The organism is Paenibacillus wynnii (assembly GCF_030812855.1).
Classification (GTDB): Bacteria; Bacillota; Bacilli; order Paenibacillales; family Paenibacillaceae; genus Paenibacillus_AQ; species Paenibacillus_AQ wynnii_A.
The window spans coordinates 17,850-37,191 of sequence record NZ_JAUSTK010000042.1 but is presented as its reverse complement, the minus strand read 5'-3'; the positions used below and the strand labels follow the sequence as shown (position 1 = coordinate 37,191).

The window sequence follows — 19,342 nt, the reverse complement described above, 5'->3', positions numbered from 1 at the left end:
ATCCAAAAAACACAACTGTAAAATTATTACTTTTTTAGTTTTTCGATTTCGTGTAAGGTTCTATGCATGTCTAGTGCAGAAAGTGCAATTAAAGTACATCCTAAACGGATTTCAAGGTAAATAAGTGTATAAAGTACACTTAAACTAACATCTCAAACTATTTAATTAGTCTTATTCACAAAAATGAGGCTATCCCAGCAGCCATTTGTATGGCTTTTGGGACAGCCTCTTATTATTTTAAGATATAAACATCCTTATAATGTAATACGGCAAGGTCAGTTTTCTTCTATGACCTTGCCGTATTTTTTGTATTGGGGATTATTGGTTTAAAATGACCGGGTTTCTCGACAAGCTGAGGCCCTTAGGCCTCTTCATTTAACGGAGTTCCAACTTCGCTCAGCTTACGGGCCTGCACATCCTTATAGAGACGCTTCAGCCACTTCAACTCGGTCACGCTATGCTCGTATCTGCCATACATAAGATGAAGAGCGGAGCGGGGAACGATGATTGCATGCTCTTCGTACACTTGGTAAGCCAGGTTAACCAGATGCTCCGATTCACGAATTCTCTCTTCCAGCAATTTTTCGATCTTGCTTTGATCCACATGCCGGGAGAGAGCAAGAGCCATATAAAGCGGATGGTAGACGGGCTCGTTCTTTTTGAACTGCTGCAGGACAAGCTGCTCGAATAATACAAGACCCGCTTCGGTGATCCGGTATATTGTCTTATCGGGACGGTCAGCACTGGAGATGGTCTCTACGGCTTCTATGTGCCCCTCCGACGCCAATTTATCTACGGCATAATAGAGGGAGCCCATTTGCAGCTTGGTAATCCGATCCATGGCCCGCTCTTTCATGACGAGTGTGATCTCATACGGATGCATATTCCGCTCCTGAAGCAAGCCGAGGATTGCCATTTTCATTGACATCTGAGTTTACCTCTGGGATTCGGAAGTCTGCGGTGACTTCTTCGGTGCAATTTTTAGACGGTCTTTCGGCATCAAAAGTACGAATACCAGACCGAGTACAGTAGGAACTAATGCCCACATGAAGGTATGGGCGATGGATGACGATAAAGCACTCGATATCTTTTCCAGTACCGGTGCCGGAATCTTTGCCCGAGCCTCTGGTGTCAGCGCGGCACGCGGATCGCCGAAGGCGGAAGCCTGTTCTCCTCCAAAAGCAGTGCTCAGGTTGCTTGTGAAGTTATTGCGCTGAATGATTCCGAATATGGTAATTCCAAGCGTCATGCCCAGGGAACGCATGAAGGTGCTTGTGGAAGTAGCCGAACCGCGTTGGCGCATATCAAAGTGATGAACGGAGGACATGCTGAGCACGGAGAAGGAGAAACCGACCCCAAAGCCTGTCAATCCCATAAATACGTTAAGGAGCAGTCGGGAAGTCTCGGGTGTCAAAGTGCTTAGAGAGAATACACCGGCTACGAAACAGACGGCCGATATTAGCATGATATTGCGGAAGCTCGTCTTCGTCGTGAGCAATCCTCCACATTGACTGCCTAATACCGAACCAATCATCATCGGCATGAGAATCAGACCCGAATTGGTAGCTGAGCCGCCAAAGACGCCTTGAACAAAGATAGGAATATAAATGGTCGCTACGATAAAAGTAGAGCCGTAGAATAAAGCTACTAGGCAGCTTGTTGCAAACAGACGCTTGCGGAACATGTCGAAGGAAATTACCGGTTCTGCCGCTATTCTCTCAATGAGTAAGAAAGCAATAAGGAGAATGGCGAAGCCTGCAAACAGACCTAGAATCGTAGAAGAGTCCCAGGCATATTGATTACCTCCCAGCTCCAAGGCGAACATCAGGCAGATAACAGCTCCTACGAGAGTGAACGCACCACCCCAGTCGATCCGTTGTTTGGAATGGGTTATAGATTCTTTATAGTACACGGCAATTAAGATAAAAGAGATAACACCCAACGGCAGGTTGATGTAGAATACCCACTGCCATCCGACGTATTCAGTGATATACGCACCCAGCAAAGGGCCGAGTACACTGGAAATGCCGAAGACTGCCCCGAACAGGCCGGTTAGTTTCCCTCTCTTTTCCGGAGGGAATATGTCAAACATGATTGTAAAAGCAATAGGCATCAGTGCGCCGCCGCCGACCCCTTGGATCGCCCGGTAAATACTCAGCTGAGTAATGCTGCTTGCGGTACCGCATAAAGCAGAGCCGATCAGAAATACGATTAAACCAAACATGAAGAAACGCTTGCGTCCGTACATATCAGACAGCTTGCCAAAGATAGGAGTTCCAGCCATGACCATAACCATATAAGCCGAGGTTACCCATACGATTTTGTCCATCCCGCCCAGATCTGAGACAATGGTGCCCATAGCTGAGGCTACAATGGTGTTGTCCATAGCAGACATCAGGATACCGAGCAGCAGCGCGGTGACGACCATTTTAAGATTACTTTCTTTAGAATGCATGCTTTGCAGGCTCCTTTTCATTATTGTTCATAGAAACATTGCTTTTGGTAAACCTATACAGGAAACAGAAGCCTATTATAGTCAAATTTGAATAGGGTAGCAATACTTATTTGAAAATCGAATTCATTCTTTAGCATTTCCGTCTGCAGGACGATTAACCCTATGCTATATTCAGGTCTTGACATACCCGTGGGGGGTATATTATATTGATATTGAGGAGGCTGATCTATCATGGCTACACATGAAGAAGAACATGCGGGCCAACCCAGCGGGGATGATTGCCATACTTCCAAAGTTCGCAAAAGTCATCATTCAGATGAGTTCAAGAACGGGCTAGGAAATCGTCTTAACCGGATTGAAGGCCAGATACGAGGAATCAAGGGTATGATTGAGCGGGATACTTACTGTGACGATGTTCTGAATCAGCTCGCTGCAGTACAGTCTGCGTTGAACAGTGTTGGGAAGGTACTGCTTGAAGGTCATATGAAGAGCTGTATCATTGAACGGATTGAAGCCGGTGAGCATGAGGTTATTGATGAACTCCTGGTTACCGTAAATAAATTAATGAAATAAACCCATAAGGAGTGTTGGAGAATGTCTAATGTTATTTTAAAAGTTGAAGGAATGTCTTGCGGTCATTGTGTGAGTTCAGTGGAGAAGGCGGTAAGCAATACTGGAGCCTCAGCTAAGGTGGATTTGGCCAGTAAGACAGTGGCAGTAGAATTTGATGAGAACAAGGTAACTCTAGGTGCTATTAAAGAAGCGATTGAAGATCAAGGTTATGACGTCGTTTAAAAGAATAGGATACAGGGCATGAAGCTAGAGGGAGCCGAGAGGTAAGCCCGCAGGTTAATGCCTTTTCTTTTCAAAAAAATATACCCCTTGGGGGTATAAAGGTGGGTGAATCAAATGGGCAACGCAACACCAACAGGTAACGGTGAGCAGCAAATGACGGTACAAATTACCGGTATGACTTGCTCTGCGTGTGCGGCACGGATTGAGAAGGGGCTGTCCCGGATGGAGGGAGTGTCCCGTGCGAATGTAAATCTGGCGCTGGAGCAAGCGACGGTAGGTTTTGACCCAAAGGTGTCAGGGTTGCCTCAAATAGAAGAGAAGATTCGAGCTCTTGGCTATGATACGGTTAGAGAAGCGGCGGACTTCGATATTACGGGTATGACCTGTGCGGCTTGTTCCGCGCGGATTGAGAAGGTGTTGGGACGGATGCCAGGCATCGCCCAGGTGAACGTGAATCTGGCGCTGGAAACCGCACATGTGGAGTATACCCCCGGAACTATAGGCACACGCGAAATTATGGAGAAGGTAAGCAGCATCGGTTACAAAGCTACTTTGAAAGAGGAGCGCAAAGACAGTGCCGATCACCGGGAGTTGGAGATCCTTAACAAACGGCGTAAATGGATCATCTCTGCGATTCTGTCCTTTCCATTGCTGTGGGCGATGGTAGGTCATTTCTCGTTCACGTCATGGATTCCAGTGCCCGAACTGCTGATGAATCCGTGGTTCCAGCTTATTTTGGCTACACCTGTACAGTTCATTATCGGATGGCAGTTCTACGTGGGTGCATATAAGGCGCTCCGCAACGGCAGTGCCAACATGGATGTGCTGGTAGTGTTAGGTACTTCGGCAGCTTATTTCTATAGTTTATATTTGACGATTGATTCTCTGAATATGAACGGTATGAATCATACCGTGGAAATGTATTATGAGACCAGTGCTGTGTTGATTACGCTCATTCTTGTGGGTAAATGGTTTGAAGCGTTGGCCAAGGGCCGTTCCTCCAATGCCATCAAAAGCTTGATGGGTCTGCAAGCCAAAACCGCGCTCGTGATCAGGGACGGCGCAGAGATGAGCATTTCAATAGAAGAAGTCATTCCCGGTGACATCGTAATGGTGAAGCCTGGAACTAAGATCCCTGTGGATGGAGAAGTCGTCGAAGGATTCTCTTCTGTTGATGAATCTATGCTGACCGGTGAAAGTATCCCCGTTGAGAAACAGAAGGGTGACTCTGTTATCGGCGCTACACTGAATACAAACGGTGTGCTTAAAGTAAGAGCTACCAAAGTGGGGCGGGATACAGCGCTGGCCCAGATTATCAAAGTGGTGGAGGAAGCTCAAGGCTCTAAAGCGCCTATTCAGCGGATTGCTGATGTGATTTCAGGCATCTTTGTACCGATCGTAGTAGGCATCGCAGCCTTAACGTTCTTAGTGTGGTATCTGTGGGCATCTCCGGGTGAGTTCGCCGAAGCGTTGGAAAAAGCAATCGCAGTGTTGGTTATTGCTTGTCCATGCGCCTTGGGGCTGGCAACGCCGACCTCGATTATGGCAGGCTCAGGCCGCGCGGCAGAGCTGGGTATTCTGTTCAAGGGTGGAGAACATCTGGAAGCGGCACAGGGAATCAAGGTTGTTGTATTAGATAAAACGGGGACCGTAACGAACGGTAAACCGGTGTTGACGGATGTAGTGACAACTGCTGCGATATCCGCTCCGGGGAACCGGGACGCCGAGGATCGTCTGCTGTCCATCGTTGCAGCCGCCGAGAAGCTTTCAGAGCATCCTCTTGCCGATGCAATTGTAGCAGGTGCTTCTGATAGAGGGTTAGAATTGCCAGCCGCTGAGCAATTTGTGAATATACCTGGGCGGGGTATCTCCGCTGTTGTTGCAGGTCAGGCTGTAAATATTGGCACCCGGCGGATGATGGATGAGAAGGGTATAGATATCAGCCCATGGATGGGCTTGATGAAAGAGTTGGAACAGCAGGGAAAGACAGCTATGATTATTGCTGTGAACGACGTTTGTGAGGGAATAGTAGCCGTTGCCGATACCATTAAGGAAACATCCCGGGCCGCAGTAGCTTCTCTTCATGAAATGGGAATTGAAGTGGTTATGATCACGGGGGACAATCAGACCACAGCACAGGCCATCGCTGAACAGGCGGGGATTACCAAAGTCTTAGCTGAGGTACTTCCTGAAGGAAAGGCAGAGGAAATTCGCAGATTGCAACAGGGCGGAGTGAAGGTCGCCATGGTCGGTGACGGTATTAACGATGCCCCTGCCTTAGCTACGGCAGATACGGGTATGGCTATCGGCACCGGTACGGATGTAGCTATGGAGGCAGCGGACATTACCCTTATGCGGGGTGATTTGAAGAGCATCCCCGATGCGATCCGAATGAGCCGCAAGACCATGAACAATATTAAGCAGAATATGTTCTGGGCCCTCGCCTACAATACGATTGGAATACCTATCGCAGCCTTGGGCTTTCTGGCGCCTTGGCTTGCAGGTGCAGCCATGGCATTCAGCTCCGTATCCGTTGTTCTGAATGCACTACGTCTGCAGCGGGTGAAGCTGTAAAACTGCAGCCTTTCCTTCTGACATTGGTACAGCGTCAAAGGTGGTGTCGTCCAGCCGATTGACGGCGGTATTCACGACGCGAACGAGGTGGTTTTCAGGAATATCTTCTTCCAGATTCATTGGCAAGCAAAGTTGGTCCATGGTATATTGAATGTACAAAAGAAACCTCACCTTTGAAATGGTTGGTCGCACTTCCATTTTACCAAAGAAAGGTTTCTTTTTTTTGATTTTAGAAGGATTGTAGAAACTTTTTCTGCTCAAAGCAGCGGAGAGGACGGACTGATTGCGGAAAAGTGGTAGCGGTCGCCCGAAAGTTTTCCGAAGGAAAACTAGCTTCGAAAGCATAAACTGTCTCCGGATTTTTACCGCTAAGGGAAATAAATAAAATCTGGAGAGCACAGCGATTGGAGCAACGGTCCGTTCGTGGAGCGTCCACACCAAGTGCACAAGTCAATCCGACTCAAAGACAGCGGGGCCGTCCCAAGTAGCCTTTTCATGGCTTATGGGACAGCCCCTTTTTGGTTCTTAGCAGCTTGCCTCTGCCATTATTCCGTTCCCCCAAAACAGCGAAGGTGGCTTAAAGCATTTATTACTTTCTAACCTGCAGCCGATCAATTCCCCGCCCTAGTAGGCCGATTCCAGCCATTCAAATGTATAAATACACTTGATTCCGCACCAGTGGCTCGATTCCAGCCAATCAAATGTAATAATACACTTGATTCAGCACCAGTAGCTCGATTACAGCCATTCAAATGTATAAATACACTTGATTCAGCGCTAGTAGCTCGATTACAGCCATTCAAATGTATAAATACACTTGATTCAGCACCAGTAGCTCGATTACAGCCATTCAAATGTATAAATACACTTGATTCAGCGCTAGTAGGTCATGGCTTTTGGGACACCCTCTTTGTTTTTTTTACTAGGTTTCCGTGGCATTTTTTTGTTTATTGGCTTTTTGTGTTAATAATAGGAGATAGGCATTTTGGCAAATAAGCCACGGGGAGCGAATGTATAATGAAACTAAGCAACGAAACGCTTCAACTGTTGAAGCGGCATGGTTCTGTACGCCAATTTACGGATAAGCCGGTGACAGAGGAACAGTTGGCTGCCATTATAGAAGCGGGCCAGATGGCATCTACATCCAGTAACGTTCAGGCCTACAGTGTCATTGCTGTTACAGACCAAGCCCTCAAGTCAAAACTTGCAGGTCTAGCTGGCAATCAGGTTTATATAGAACAATGCCCGATATTCCTCGTTTGGTGTGCTGATCTATACCGTCTTCGAGAGGTTGCGAAACCTCACTTAGATGGGGCTACCAGTTACGAGGATTCCACAGAGAACTTGATTGTTGCTACCGTTGATGTGGCATTAGCTGCGCAGAATGCAGCCGTGGCGGCAGAATCGTTGGATCTTGGGATCGTGTATATCGGGGGAATTCGCAACTGTATAGCGGAGGTGTCGGAGCTGCTTGGATTACCTGATTTAGTCTATCCCTTATTCGGTATGTGCATAGGGTATCCCGCCGGAACGGCGGGGCAGCGCCCGCGTCTTCCGCTGCAGGCTGTATTGCATCGCGAACGCTATAATGCTGAAACTATGGTAGAGCAGGTTAAAGTTTATGATGAAGTGACAAGCGAATATATGCGGGAACGGACGGGTGGAGCGAATGCTGCGCCATGGTCAGCTATTATGGCGAAGCGCCTGGCAGAACCAACCCGGCTGCATATGAAGGAGTTTTTACACGGGAAAGGCTTTATGAAGCAATAAAAAACGAGATTATAGTAGATGTGTTGCCGTGCGAAATAGGCCTCATTACCACTTGCCTAGTGGTAGAGGTCTTTTTTTGATTTGCGAAAACGATGCAGTAAAGATGTGCAGAATAATACTGAAGACGAGAGAAATTAAATCGAGTAAATTATTAAGTAAAATATCATATTGAGAAACAGAACTGATCAGAAAAAAAGGAGATGCATTAACTTAATACCTATATTTTTTGTGATTTTTACGTAATTTAACTAATAAAACGCTGATGAAAGGGCTTGCAATACATTTTTGTGCATGTTACAATTTGTTTGTTAAGTAAATAAATTAACTAAAAGGTGCTGTATTTAATGGCTACATTAAAAGAAATAGCAATACAAGCCAATGTATCGGCGGCAACTGTTTCCCGTGTATTAAATAATGATGCCACTCTTTCTGTAAGTGAAGGGACGCGCGAGAGAATTTTTCAAATTGCAGAACAGATGCAATATAAGCCAAACCGTGTGAAGCGACTGAAGCAAGAAAGCGATTTATCAAGTAAGCAAGTAGGCTTGCTTATCTGGATCTCTGCCGATGATGAAAAAGAGGATCCGTATTTCTCCAAAATCCGTATTAGCGTCGAAAAAAAATGTGATGAGCTTGGAATTCCCATTGGGAGAGTTATTAGAGGAAACGAAGTGGACCCAGCAGCATGTCAACAAATGGATGGGCTGATCGTCGTGGGTTCTATTGATACGGAGGATATCCATAGGATTTTCCCTAATAAGAAGTCTATCGTTTTGGTTAACCATACCCAAGAAGAATTAAGGGGGTATGATTCAGTCAGCATCAACTTTAAGCAGGCAGTAAAAGATGTGGTTGAACACTTTACAGCTCTTGGATACCCGGATATCGGCATGATTGGAGGACGGGATTACCTTTACAAGCTCTGGGCCAAACATGAAGGAGAACCTGTAGTAGATAAGCGCCAAGTTTACTTTGAGCAACTAATGAAGGAGAAGGGACTGTTTAGTGAAGATTATATGTTCCTTGGGGATTGGAGTACAGCGAGCGGGTACGAGCAAATGAAAGAACTGCTTGGAAGACCGAATCGTCCAAGAGCTTGCTTTGTTGCCAGTGATCCTATGGCTATTGGCGCCCTTCGGGCGTTGAATGAACAACAGGTGAAGGTGCCTGAGGAGATGGCGATCATAGGCTTTGACGATATTGAAGTTTCTGCATTTATGAATCCGCCTTTGACTAGTGTGAAAGTATTTCCGGAGCAGATTGCTAGAACGGCGGTACAACTTCTTATGGAACGTTTGGAAGGAAGAGAAACAGCCGTTCACGTTACGATCGAAACAGAGCTAGTGGTTCGAGACACCTGCGGAGGACACATAAACATGAATAATTAAATTTGTAGATTTTTTGGGGGAGGTGATTTATGGAACAAAGTAAACAAAAGACCTAGTCACGGGAATGACTAGGCCGGTTTGGAAAAACACCAATGTTATTGTATCGGAAATGAAGTTCGTATTCAACTTAAATTTCGGGGGGGTCAGTTCAATGAAAAAACCATTATCTCTTGCACTTGCTTTGCTTGTAGTAATATCCACGCTAAGCGCCTGTGGGGGCAGTCAAGAGGCATCTGACAACAGTACTAAAGAAGGCGCTTCTAACAGTGGCGATAAAGTAAAAGTCGAGTTTTTCCAATATAAATCCGAAGCAGTTGCTACTTATGAGACATTGATAGCAAAATTCGAAGCAGCGAATCCTGGCATCGACATTGTTCAGACTAATGTTCCTGAAGCGGCTACGGTTCTAAAAACACGTATAGCGAAGGGTGAGGTGCCGGATATCATATCGGTTGGCGGGGATGCCCAATTCGAAGACCTTGCCACAAACGGGATCCTGGCCGATATGACTAATTATCCTGGTCAGGCTAATGTTATCGAGAACTACAAGAAAACACTGCAATTGATTACAGGTTCTGAAAAGCTTTTCGGTGTCCCTTTTGCTGCGAATGCAAATGGTATCATCTACAACAAAGATGAATTCACAGCCCTGGGTTTAACGATCCCAACGACTAAAGACGAAATGGATAAGGTCTTGGAAACCATTAAAGCAGCAGGTAAAGTCCCATTCCATTTGACCTTTAAAGACGCTTGGACCGTTCTTCCTGCTTGGAATGTATTCGTAGCTGACCTGCAGCCCTCTACTTTTTATGCAGATCGTAAAGCGGGTAAAACTACCTTCGCGGCTGACCATAAAGACCTATTGGCTCAATACATTGAGTTTATGCAGAATGGTCAATCTGGAGATCGTTTCGCCGACGGTTATAATGATGGGAACGCGAAATTCGCTAAAGGCTCTTCGGTAATGTACCTTCAAGGTGTATGGGCCGTTCCAGAAATTATGAAGGCAAATCCTGAACTTAAACTTGGCGTATTCCCTTACCCATTAAGCAATGATAAATCTAAGAACTTTCTTGTTTCTGGTGTAGATGTGTTATTTTCTCTCTCTGCTACATCCGAAGTTACGGAGGAAGCAACGAAATTTATCGACTTCATGATGCAAGAGGATAACGCTCAGCAATATGTGAATGAGCAAAAATCATTTTCGGCCATTAAAAATGTTTTTCAAAATGATGAAGTATATGCAGACCTTAAACCTATCTTCGAAGAAGGTCGTGTAGCAGACTTTCCAGATCACTACATTAACGGTATGGCACTCGACGTAATCCTGCAAGAATTTATGCAGAAGAAAAATGTAGATGACGCTTTGAAGAAAATGGACACTGAGTATGATCAAATGGCTAATCGCTAAAACGAAGTAACATTGCAAAAGGGGATGAAAAGCTGGCTTTCGCTTTTCATTCCTATTTTAATGGGGAGAAGGAGGATGTGTGGTGAAGAGGAGAAATATGGGATCCTACATGTTTATGGTATTGCCCGCCTCTATATTATTTTTAATCTTTCATACAATCCCGGCATTAATGGGGATATTTTATAGTTTTACGGATTGGAATGGACTTCGGCCTACTTACAAAATTATTGGCTTCTCAAACTATTTAAATGTTTTTAAAGATATAGATATTCTGAATGCCTATTTGTTTACGTTCAAATTCGCTATCGTAACGACAATTATTGTAAATATTATAAGTTTATGTATAGCGCTGGCGCTGAATAGTAACGTTAAATTTAAGAACTTTTTCAAGGGTCTTTATTTTATGCCTTATATCTTAAGCATGTTGATTGTTGCTTATATTTTCAACTATTTCTTTGCGAACTTTTGGATTGATATTATGGGTTACTTAGGTATTGAGAAATGGATGGTTAATCCGCTCGGAAATGAGAAGGGTTCATGGCTAGCCATTGTATTCGTTACGGTATGGCAATCTGCAGCTTTTAACACGGTCTTGTACCTGGCAGGTTTACAGACAATCCCTGAAGATCTATACGAAGCCTCTGCTCTGGATGGGGCTAACAAATGGAAGGAATTTTGGGGCATAACGTTTCCAATGATCGCTCCGTTCTTTACCATAAATATGGTGCTCTCTCTCAAGGGTTTTCTACAGGTCTTCGATCAGGTTCTTGCACTGACGGGCGGCGGTCCTTTCGGAGTTACCCGTTCGATCGCACTTTTGATTTACAAGGATGGATTCTCGGGTAATGAATTTGCTTTCCAATCGGCCAATGCTGTGATTTACTTTGTGGTCATTGTAGCGATTTCTTTCATCCAGCTTCGTTACTTACAGAAGAGGGAGATGAATTTATAATGCGTTTAAACCGGACCAATTGGTTAGCCACTTGTTTTCTTATTGCCGGATCCATTTTTTTGTTATTTCCCCTCTATATGACCTTGATGCTGGCTATTAAAAATAATCAGGAAATTGCAAATGGAGTTCTTGCCTTTCCGAAATCGTTCCGTTGGGAAAATTTCAGCATGGCTGCGGAAAAGGTAGATTACTGGCAAAAATTTCGGAATAGTGCCGTAATCACAGTATTAACCGTTACCTTTACACTCTTCACGAATTCCTTTGTCGCCTATGCCATAAAGAAAAACTTTGAGCTTAAATTTTTTAAAGGCTTGTATTTTTACTTTGTAAGCGCGATGTTTGTTCCATTTCCGATTATCATGCTCCCTGTAGTGAAATTAACCTCTAAGTTTGGCTTGGATAATCTGTATGGCCTCATAGTGCTGTATATCGTTTATGGCTTATCCTTTAATGTCCTGTTGTATGTTGGTTATCTGAAAAGCTTGCCTCAAGAGCTTGATGAAGCTGCGAGAGTAGATGGAGCTACGGTATGGCAAACGTTTTGGAAGATTGTATTCCCACTGCTTGCTCCTATTAACGCTACGGTTGCGATCATTACAACGGTATGGGCTTGGAACGACTTTTTGCTGCCTCTTATTATGCTGGACCAAGAATCGCAAGCCACTTTGCCACTGGCACAATTTATTTTTCAATCGAAGTTTGGACAGGATACCAATCTTGCCTTTGCTTCCTACTTAATGGCGATGGCCCCTATGTTGATTGTATATATGCTTGCGCAGAAATGGATTATTAGCGGCGTTACACGCGGAGCAGTGAAATAACAAATAAAGAACGGACAAGATCTGACTATCACACGAACATTAAGGAGATTACATTATGGCTATCTTTTACCATGAACAAGAGGGGTTGTTCCATCTTCAATCTAAGGACATGAGCTATGTGATTCAACTGGTCCATGGATATCCTGCCCATGCCTATTGGGGCAAAAGATTAAGTGAGCAAGGAAACCTGACGGGGTTGCTTCAACACGTAGAGCGCTGCTCCTTCATTCCTAATTCGGTGCCGGGGGACAATAGCATATCCTTGGACACATTGCCCCAGGAATATCCTCAGTATGGAACGGGTGACTTTCGAACTCCGGCTTATCAGGTTGAGCTAAAGGACGGTACCCGAGTGACAGAGCTGAAGTACGGTACACACCGCATTATTCAAGGGAAGCCAGTGCTCGAAGGGCTTCCGGCGGTATATGCAGAAGACCAAGATGAGGTGCAGACGCTTGAACTGGAACTGAGTGATAAGTATTCAGGGCTTACGGTTGTTTTGAGCTACACTGTTTTCGAGACATTCAGCGCTGTTGCAAGATCCGTGAAGTTTATCCACCAAGGAAAGGAGCCGTTTCGCCTCTTGAAGGCTATAAGTGCGAGTGTAGATTTTCAGGATGCGGATTTTGAATGGCTATGCTTACATGGGTCTTGGGCCAGAGAGCGTCATATGGAAAGAAGACCCTTGGGGCATGGGGGCACGTCTGCCGAGAGTAGACGGGGCTCCAGCAGTCACCAAATGAATCCCTTTGTTGCTTTGCTCCGGCCGAATGCGGATGAGGATCAGGGCGATGTATTTGGATTCAGCCTTGTGTACAGCGGCAACTTCGAAGCGAAGGCAGAAGTCGATCAGTTCGATACGACACGGGTATCCCTCGGGATCAATGCTTTTGATTTCTCATGGCTCTTGATGCCAGGGGAGAGCTTCCAAACGCCTGAGGCGGTAATGGTTTATTCGTCAGAAGGGTTAGGAGGTATGTCCCGTACCTATCATAAGCTATACCGGACCCGCCTGTGCAGGGGTGTTCATCGCGACTTGGAGCGTCCGATTCTAGTCAATAACTGGGAAGCAACCTATTTTGACTTTAACGCGGACAAGATTGAAGCTATCGCTACAACAGCTGCTGAGCTAGGGATTGAGCTCTTTGTATTAGATGATGGTTGGTTTGGCAAGCGTGATGACGATACCAGCTCTTTGGGCGATTGGATTGTAGATCGGAACAAGCTGCCGAGGGGTCTGGAAGATCTAGCAAATAGGGTCAAAAGCCAAGGTCTGCAGTTCGGCCTTTGGTTCGAGCCGGAGATGATTTCTCCCGAAAGCGGCCTGTACAGGAAGCACCCGGACTGGTGTCTGCACGCTCCAGAGCGGCGGCGGACGGAGGCCCGGAAGCAGTTGATTCTGGACATGTCGCGGCAGGATGTGCGGGACTATCTGTTTGAATGTTTAAGCGAGGTTCTCACATCAGCTCCTATCACTTACGTGAAGTGGGACATGAATCGGAACATGACAGAGATTGGTTCGGCATTGGCAAGTCCGGAACGGCAGTCTGAGACAGCCCATCGGTATATACTTGGACTTTACGAGCTGCTTGAGGGTTTAACGAAGAGATTCCCTGAGATTTTGTTCGAGAGCTGCTCTGGAGGGGGAGGCCGCTTCGATCCAGGGATGCTGTTTTACATGCCGCAAACCTGGACGAGTGACGATACTGACGCGGTAGAGCGCCTCAAGATCCAATACGGTACGAGCATGGTTTATCCAATCAGCACGATGGGCGCTCATGTGTCGGATGTGCCGAACCATCAGGTAGGGCGGATAACCCCTCTTGCGACACGCGGGGAGGTAGCCATGTCAGGGAACTTTGGCTATGAGCTTGATTTGACTGTATTTACCGAGGAAGAGAAAGCGATGGTCCGGAAGCAGGTGTCTGTATATAAGGATATCCGGTCCCTGGTGCAAAAAGGTGATTTTTATCGCTTAAGAAGTCCGTTTGACGGGAAAGGAAATGAAACAGCATGGATGTTTGTTTCCGAGCACCGCAAAGAGGCATTGGTATTTTATTTCCAAGTGCTTGGAGTGCCGAATGCCCCTATGAAAAAGTTAACCTTGAAGGGCCTGAATCCCGAATGGAACTACCAGGTTGAAGAGTTGGAAAGTCTCTACAAGGGAGACCGACTCATGCAGGCAGGCATCCATTTACCTCAATTTCATCATGATTATGCAAGCAAATGGTGGAAGATCAAGGCGGTTCATGGGTAAATGGGGTGCTGCTAGTACCAATAACGAGAACGATGAGCCATAACACGAATACTGCTTTACTAAATCCGCCATCGGGAGGCTCTTGTTAAAAGAGGCAGCTCCCATGGCGGGTTTGCCGTTTAAAGGCAAAAAGTCTTGACTTCTCCAAGTTAGCGAATTCGTCGATAGACCCGACTAGTCAAATTCCAGCAGCAGAGGGAGTCATTGAGACACTTTATAAAAATGACGATATGTGCGATTAGAGCAGCGAAGTCCTTAGAGAATGAAAAACGCCAAGCCCGGACACGATCAAGGGCTTAGCGTATATTTACGGTAAACTGTCGGCGAACCCCCGAAATGCAAATTCAAAAAGCGAATCGCGCAGGTTCTGTAAAGTATGCTCGCATCTCGACAGTTGGCGATATCATTATTTAGGGATGAGTTTCATATTAATAATCAAGGACCATAGTCATGAATCAGCATTATCAACTTATCAAGACACTCACTGCGCAAGAGGGGTTCACATCTGATCTTCACGAGTTTACGATAACGAAGCAAAATACCGCTTTGTTTACAGCCCTAACAAGTGCCGGGAGATCTAACCCCGTTTGGAGGTCCGGAAAACGGTTTTTTTGATAATTACTCCATTCAGGAAGTCGATCTCGAGACAGACGAGCTTCTTTTCGATGTTACCCGCGTCATCTGCATTCAGCTCTAATAATATTTGGGACTGTTTCCACGTGAATTCGGTTGAAGAGGGACCGAACAATACACTCCTGATCAGCATGCGCAACATGTGGGCCATTTACAATATTGATAAAGCAACGGATCCTGGTCAAAATTTATCTTATCGAGCGTTTAAAAATGAATGGGTGGGGTTGCCGCTTGATCCCCCCAGCATTGCTGTAGATCTAATCGGTGAAGACGGGCCATTTGTCCAGGAAAAAGCATTGAATTCATCTGGCCAAGTCATTGGTACGTCACGGATTGTTCAAGCGGAGGAAGAAGACGAAGAATAAGCCTCAAAAGCGGAAAGGAAATGGTGAGATGGGTTTCGCATACAAACCGCCTGTTTTTAACAGCAAAACAGCCATATTTCTCTCAGCGATGAGCTATCAGACTTACCCGTTCTTTTTCGAGAGAAAGCTGGTTTTGCCCAAAGGCTTCAAGCTTCGCTTTACGATCCGCGCTTTTGCCGACGTCGAGAATCCTACAGAGCTTGTATTCGGCTTTATTGCCGAGTCGTCGGATCAAATCGTTGTCGCGTTCAGAGGATACGCTTCGTATCCGGCAGACCTTCTTGCCTCGTATGACATCTTTTTGATTCCGTATCCTTTCGTCCGAAACAGTGGGAAAACGTCGCGCGGCTTTACATGCTTGTATCGGTCAACCCGAGACCAAATCATCCGTGAATTAACCAAGCTTTCGACAACGAAAAAGTTGTATATTACCGGTCACAACTACGGCGGAGCTTTGGCCACGTTGGCCGCTTTGGATATTGCGGTAAACACCGGATTCAAGCATCCGTTCGTCTATACGTACGGCAGTCCTCGCATCGGAGACCCTGACTTCGTTTCCCGCTTCAATAGGACGGTTATAAACAGTGCGCGAATCGTCAACATTCATGATTCATTCCCAACTTTTCCGGCCCGAAGGTATCCGCCTCCATTTACAAAGAGAGGATTAACGTATCGGCATGTAAAAACGAAGATCCCGATCACTTTTCAATTGAACGACGTGCCACGTAATGACTCAATTGCCTGCTACTTTAAAAACCTGAGCCGCAAAAATCCTCTTTTTGCCAAATCATTATGCGACAATAATCCGGGATTTTGTCCTGATACCAGCATGTGTTTTCCGTTTGAAGGTTGCTGAAGGTCTGTCCGACTGATTGATTTTGGTGAATCATAATTCATTACATATCTAATAAAATCACGGCAATCAAAATGTGTTTGAGCTACGAAGTTATCCCTCTCCGTATGAATCATGATTCACCAGTTTGCTTATGTCGGACAGACTAATAACTAAAGACTTGAATGCAAAGAAGGAGTTGCCTTTATGAAGCTTTCAGGCATGTTCAACAGTGAAGAGGCGATATTGCTTGCGGCCATGATCGCGCAGTCTTATCAGCAATTTGAGCACGATAAGCTGGTATTCCCTAAAGGCTATTCGCTTCGCTTCACCATTAGCGCTCTTGCCGGTGTCGAGGAGCCGGAGGAGGAAGTATTCGGTTACATCGCGGAGTCGAAGGATAATATCGTGATAGCTTTTAGAGGAACCCGAACATTCAAGGACAATGAGTCGGACCAGGATTTATATCAAGTACCGTACCCTTTCGTCAGAAATGCCGGAAACACCCATCGCGGATTCACTCGCATCTATCAATCGGCAAGAAATGAGCTGATCGGAGCATTGAACAAGCTTTCCGCAGCCAAAAGACTGATGGTTGCAGGCCACAGTTTGGGCGGAGCATTAGCTGTGTTAGCAGCCTTCGATATTTCGGCGAACACACGGTTTCAAAATATTGCCGCGTATACGTACGGAAGTCCGCGGGTCGGAGACCCGGACTTCGCTTCCCGGTTCAACCGAACGGTAAAAAATAGTTTTCGTATTATCAACGTCCATGATATTATTCCGACTTTGCCGGCTAATGCGTATCCGCCTCCGTTTACCAAGAACGGTTTGTTTTATCGGCATGTAAACACGAAGGTTCCGATCTCTTTCCAGCTGAACAGTTTGCCTGTCCGCAATCATGAGATTGTCTGCTATTTCAAATTCCTAAGCCGACGGAATCATGATTATGCCAAAGCTTTATGTGCCGATAACCCGGGGTTTTGTCCCGATACGGGATTATGTTTTCCGTTTATAGGAATATGCAGTGCGGAGGAAGAAGACGAAGAATAAGCTACCATCAGATGGATGATCCTAACGTTGATCGGGTAGGTTACTCTGCGGGAAGTGAAAGACGTTCGTCGAGCCACTGCTCCACCCAGGAAGTGGGAAAATTCGGAGACCGAGACGACTCTTATTCATTTTTTCGATAGCTACGGACAAAAAACAATTCGACTTATCGAGGCGATAATAAGAAAACAACTAAGTCGACAGAACGTTTTGCACAGCTGTATTCCGAGGCTAATGATCTTCGATACCATCCCCACATGATCATGGAATCTTATTTTTGTTCAGAGGTAAAGAAGCCGCTTAATGTAAGGGGAACAATGCATCTAGCCACGAGACAAAACGTGGAGACTGTAGCAGAGTTTTTGGCTGGTTTCTCAGAAGGGGCTTACGGGATCTCGGTTCACCCGACTAGTCAAATTCCAGCAGCGGAGGGAGTTATTGACACAGGTAACTTGTATCTCTGAAATGTAGATAGTCATCCTGTATCGATGGCAAATATCGCACATCGATCTCCAAGACATGGTAGAATCAACGCGGTTTATACTCCGTCTGTCTTCCGCAAGAATGGTTCGTGGAAAGCGGGGAAATTGTGGACATCAAATTCAAGTAGGCGAATAGCTGCCCTTGAACGAGGGCAGCATTCTATTTCCACCCCGGAAACAGCGGTTTTAGGGGAGTAGGAAACTTGACCCCGGCAATGAGCAGGACACCGATCAACCATGCGACAATCATCCAGCCCAGAAACACCCATTTTTCAGAACGTTGTCCATATTTGCTCCAATGCCGAAATTGATGCGTTGAAACGACGACTGCCCCCAATGTAAATAAAACCAATGGCAACCCCATCACTTCTTGACCTTGTCTTCCCGAATAAAGATCGGCGCTCCGAAGGATCCGACGCCGGTTATTTGCGCACTTACTTTCCAGTTTATAGTTTGTTCTGGATACAGTTCCATCCAATCCTTCTCAATGCGTTTCCAGTACTTTGGATTCTTTCTGTAAATCATCGCCCCTAGCCCGGCGCTGTCCGCACGCAGATCTTTTTGCAATCGTTCAAATAAAGACCGGTATGTATCTTCGATCTCTTTTGCGAATACTTTATCTAATTTCTGTATCATTGAAGGATCAGATAAATCGAGCTGAGCACGATTATCCATAATGAGTCCAGACGCTTTTACGTCAAACGAAATGATTGGCTCGCCTTTCGAGAAGGCCACTTTGCTCCGCACCTTAATATGCTCCAGATGCAAAGACAGGCCCCCCTCTTTGTTCGGTGCGGGGATCGTGATGCTATCGCTCACTTTGCCTCCCAGCAAGGCGGTTAAGGCAACTGCCTCCATCCCTTTAACAAAACCCTTCAGCTTGTTGTCTCGGAAAATAGCGATGCCGGTTACTCCAACTTTATTTCCAATTTCGTTGTAACTTACCGCTATTGGCTGTTGTCCAGGTGATGTCGAGGCGATGAAATAATCTTTCAACGAACTTGGGACATGAGCCTTGCGCTCAGCTAACTCGCGAAACTGCTCCATTGCGAAGGTTTCCAATGTAACTTGCCGGTTGACAAGCTTAGCCGCTTCCATACCCTCGGCGACGGCCAATAGAGTGTTGATCCGATTCATTGGATTCCGGCTGATTTGATCGAGAATTTCTTTAATACCTCGCCGGGCAAGTGATTCTCCTATAATAAAAACACGGCGGTGTGAGGTTTCCATATCTCGTGGCAGTGATCGCTCCGCTTTAAAACGGATTTCATCAATATTGCGTCCTTCCGTGACAATGTGGGCGATGGGTTCCTTCTGGCTGCTGCCGGAGGAAGACTGCCCGGGTCCGCCAATCTGGATTGGATTGGCCACAAGGATATGAGCCCGAAAAGTTCCGGGCTTTTGGCCTTCATCCAATGCGGTTAACATCACGATGGCAATATCCACGATTTCTTTGCGATCCCAGCAGCCTGTCGAGATCGAGGCCGTCAGCAGAAGGACTGGAACAAAAAAGAAAAGCCTGCGCTTCATGGGGAATCATCTCTCCTATAGGAAACG

General features: G+C 45.9%; 16 protein-coding genes. 12 read left to right on the top strand and 4 right to left on the bottom strand.

What is annotated here, in order from left to right; genetic code table 11:
- Positions 1-361: 361 nt before the first annotated feature.
- Both J2T20_RS24215 and J2T20_RS24210 read right to left on the bottom strand, forming a co-directional pair.
- The gene (locus J2T20_RS24215) at positions 362-928 is read right to left on the bottom strand and encodes a PadR family transcriptional regulator (protein ID WP_307592350.1); all 567 of its coding nucleotides are present in this window, start codon (positions 926-928) and stop codon (positions 362-364) included.
- Between the two features lie 6 nt (positions 929-934).
- On the bottom strand, positions 935-2,455 hold the full coding sequence (locus tag J2T20_RS24210) for an MDR family MFS transporter (protein ID WP_307592348.1): 1,521 nt from the start codon (positions 2,453-2,455) through the stop codon (positions 935-937).
- Between the two features lie 231 nt (positions 2,456-2,686).
- On the opposite strand from J2T20_RS24210, the gene J2T20_RS24205 reads away from it, so the two are divergent.
- From J2T20_RS24205 to J2T20_RS24195, 3 genes are all read left to right on the top strand, one after another.
- Entirely contained in the window at positions 2,687-3,028 is a 342-nt protein-coding gene (locus J2T20_RS24205) for a metal-sensitive transcriptional regulator (RefSeq protein WP_307592347.1), read from the top strand.
- Between the two features lie 21 nt (positions 3,029-3,049).
- Complete coding sequence (locus J2T20_RS24200; RefSeq protein ID WP_307592346.1) at positions 3,050-3,250, top strand: copper ion binding protein; 201 nt, start codon at positions 3,050-3,052, stop codon at positions 3,248-3,250.
- A gap of 114 nt (positions 3,251-3,364) precedes the next feature.
- Positions 3,365-5,824, top strand: coding sequence for a heavy metal translocating P-type ATPase (locus J2T20_RS24195; RefSeq protein ID WP_307592344.1), 2,460 nt, complete (start codon positions 3,365-3,367; stop codon positions 5,822-5,824).
- On the opposite strand, the gene J2T20_RS24190 is transcribed toward J2T20_RS24195, so the two are convergent.
- Complete coding sequence (locus J2T20_RS24190; protein WP_307592354.1) at positions 5,798-6,169, bottom strand: hypothetical protein; 372 nt, start codon at positions 6,167-6,169, stop codon at positions 5,798-5,800. The two genes, J2T20_RS24195 and J2T20_RS24190, sit on opposite strands and share 27 nt — an antisense overlap.
- Positions 6,170-6,841: 672 nt before the next feature.
- Between J2T20_RS24190 and nfsA the strand changes: the two genes are divergently transcribed.
- From nfsA to J2T20_RS24145, 9 genes are all read left to right on the top strand, one after another.
- Entirely contained in the window at positions 6,842-7,594 is a 753-nt protein-coding gene (gene nfsA, locus J2T20_RS24185; protein ID WP_307592342.1) for an oxygen-insensitive NADPH nitroreductase, read from the top strand.
- 344 nt (positions 7,595-7,938) lie between these two features.
- Positions 7,939-8,982 carry a LacI family DNA-binding transcriptional regulator gene (locus J2T20_RS24180; protein ID WP_307592340.1) on the top strand — a complete coding sequence of 348 codons (1,044 nt, stop codon included), beginning with the start codon at positions 7,939-7,941 and terminating at the stop codon, positions 8,980-8,982.
- A gap of 151 nt (positions 8,983-9,133) precedes the next feature.
- Positions 9,134-10,393: an ABC transporter substrate-binding protein gene (locus J2T20_RS24175; RefSeq protein WP_307592338.1), complete on the top strand. Its 1,260-nt coding sequence runs from the start codon at positions 9,134-9,136 to the stop codon at positions 10,391-10,393.
- Positions 10,394-10,490: 97 nt separating this feature from the next.
- Positions 10,491-11,345 (top strand): carbohydrate ABC transporter permease, encoded by an 855-nt coding sequence (locus tag J2T20_RS24170; protein WP_307592352.1) that lies wholly within the window; start codon positions 10,491-10,493, stop codon positions 11,343-11,345.
- Positions 11,345-12,166, top strand: coding sequence for a carbohydrate ABC transporter permease (locus tag J2T20_RS24165; protein ID WP_307592336.1), 822 nt, complete (start codon positions 11,345-11,347; stop codon positions 12,164-12,166). Before J2T20_RS24170 ends, J2T20_RS24165 begins: the two co-directional genes overlap by 1 nt.
- A gap of 55 nt (positions 12,167-12,221) precedes the next feature.
- Positions 12,222-14,423 (top strand): alpha-galactosidase, encoded by a 2,202-nt coding sequence (locus tag J2T20_RS24160; RefSeq protein WP_307592334.1) that lies wholly within the window; start codon positions 12,222-12,224, stop codon positions 14,421-14,423.
- A gap of 719 nt (positions 14,424-15,142) precedes the next feature.
- Positions 15,143-15,421: a hypothetical protein gene (locus tag J2T20_RS24155; RefSeq protein WP_307592332.1), complete on the top strand. Its 279-nt coding sequence runs from the start codon at positions 15,143-15,145 to the stop codon at positions 15,419-15,421.
- Between the two features lie 28 nt (positions 15,422-15,449).
- Positions 15,450-16,277, top strand: coding sequence for a lipase family protein (locus J2T20_RS24150; RefSeq protein WP_307592330.1), 828 nt, complete (start codon positions 15,450-15,452; stop codon positions 16,275-16,277).
- A gap of 183 nt (positions 16,278-16,460) precedes the next feature.
- The gene (locus J2T20_RS24145) at positions 16,461-17,306 is read left to right on the top strand and encodes a lipase family protein (protein ID WP_307592328.1); all 846 of its coding nucleotides are present in this window, start codon (positions 16,461-16,463) and stop codon (positions 17,304-17,306) included.
- Between the two features lie 842 nt (positions 17,307-18,148).
- On the opposite strand, the gene J2T20_RS24140 is transcribed toward J2T20_RS24145, so the two are convergent.
- Complete coding sequence (locus J2T20_RS24140) at positions 18,149-19,315, bottom strand: Ger(x)C family spore germination protein (protein ID WP_307592326.1); 1,167 nt, start codon at positions 19,313-19,315, stop codon at positions 18,149-18,151.
- Positions 19,316-19,342: the final 27 nt, after the last annotated feature.

What these genes read in the sequence shown, in the direction of transcription:
- J2T20_RS24215 (WP_307592350.1), bottom strand. Translation starts at nt 928, where the DNA reads ATGTCAATGAAAATGGCAATCCTCGGCTTGCTTCAGGAGCGGAATATG.
- J2T20_RS24210 (WP_307592348.1), bottom strand. Translation starts at nt 2,455, where the DNA reads ATGCATTCTAAAGAAAGTAATCTTAAAATGGTCGTCACCGCGCTGCTG.
- J2T20_RS24205 (WP_307592347.1), top strand. Translation starts at nt 2,687, where the DNA reads ATGGCTACACATGAAGAAGAACATGCGGGCCAACCCAGCGGGGATGAT.
- J2T20_RS24200 (WP_307592346.1), top strand. Translation starts at nt 3,050, where the DNA reads ATGTCTAATGTTATTTTAAAAGTTGAAGGAATGTCTTGCGGTCATTGT.
- J2T20_RS24195 (WP_307592344.1), top strand. Translation starts at nt 3,365, where the DNA reads ATGGGCAACGCAACACCAACAGGTAACGGTGAGCAGCAAATGACGGTA.
- J2T20_RS24190 (WP_307592354.1), bottom strand. Translation starts at nt 6,169, where the DNA reads ATGCTTTCGAAGCTAGTTTTCCTTCGGAAAACTTTCGGGCGACCGCTA.
- nfsA (WP_307592342.1), top strand. Translation starts at nt 6,842, where the DNA reads ATGAAACTAAGCAACGAAACGCTTCAACTGTTGAAGCGGCATGGTTCT.
- J2T20_RS24180 (WP_307592340.1), top strand. Translation starts at nt 7,939, where the DNA reads ATGGCTACATTAAAAGAAATAGCAATACAAGCCAATGTATCGGCGGCA.
- J2T20_RS24175 (WP_307592338.1), top strand. Translation starts at nt 9,134, where the DNA reads ATGAAAAAACCATTATCTCTTGCACTTGCTTTGCTTGTAGTAATATCC.
- J2T20_RS24170 (WP_307592352.1), top strand. Translation starts at nt 10,491, where the DNA reads ATGGGATCCTACATGTTTATGGTATTGCCCGCCTCTATATTATTTTTA.
- J2T20_RS24165 (WP_307592336.1), top strand. Translation starts at nt 11,345, where the DNA reads ATGCGTTTAAACCGGACCAATTGGTTAGCCACTTGTTTTCTTATTGCC.
- J2T20_RS24160 (WP_307592334.1), top strand. Translation starts at nt 12,222, where the DNA reads ATGGCTATCTTTTACCATGAACAAGAGGGGTTGTTCCATCTTCAATCT.
- J2T20_RS24150 (WP_307592330.1), top strand. Translation starts at nt 15,450, where the DNA reads ATGGGTTTCGCATACAAACCGCCTGTTTTTAACAGCAAAACAGCCATA.
- J2T20_RS24145 (WP_307592328.1), top strand. Translation starts at nt 16,461, where the DNA reads ATGAAGCTTTCAGGCATGTTCAACAGTGAAGAGGCGATATTGCTTGCG.
- J2T20_RS24140 (WP_307592326.1), bottom strand. Translation starts at nt 19,315, where the DNA reads ATGAAGCGCAGGCTTTTCTTTTTTGTTCCAGTCCTTCTGCTGACGGCC.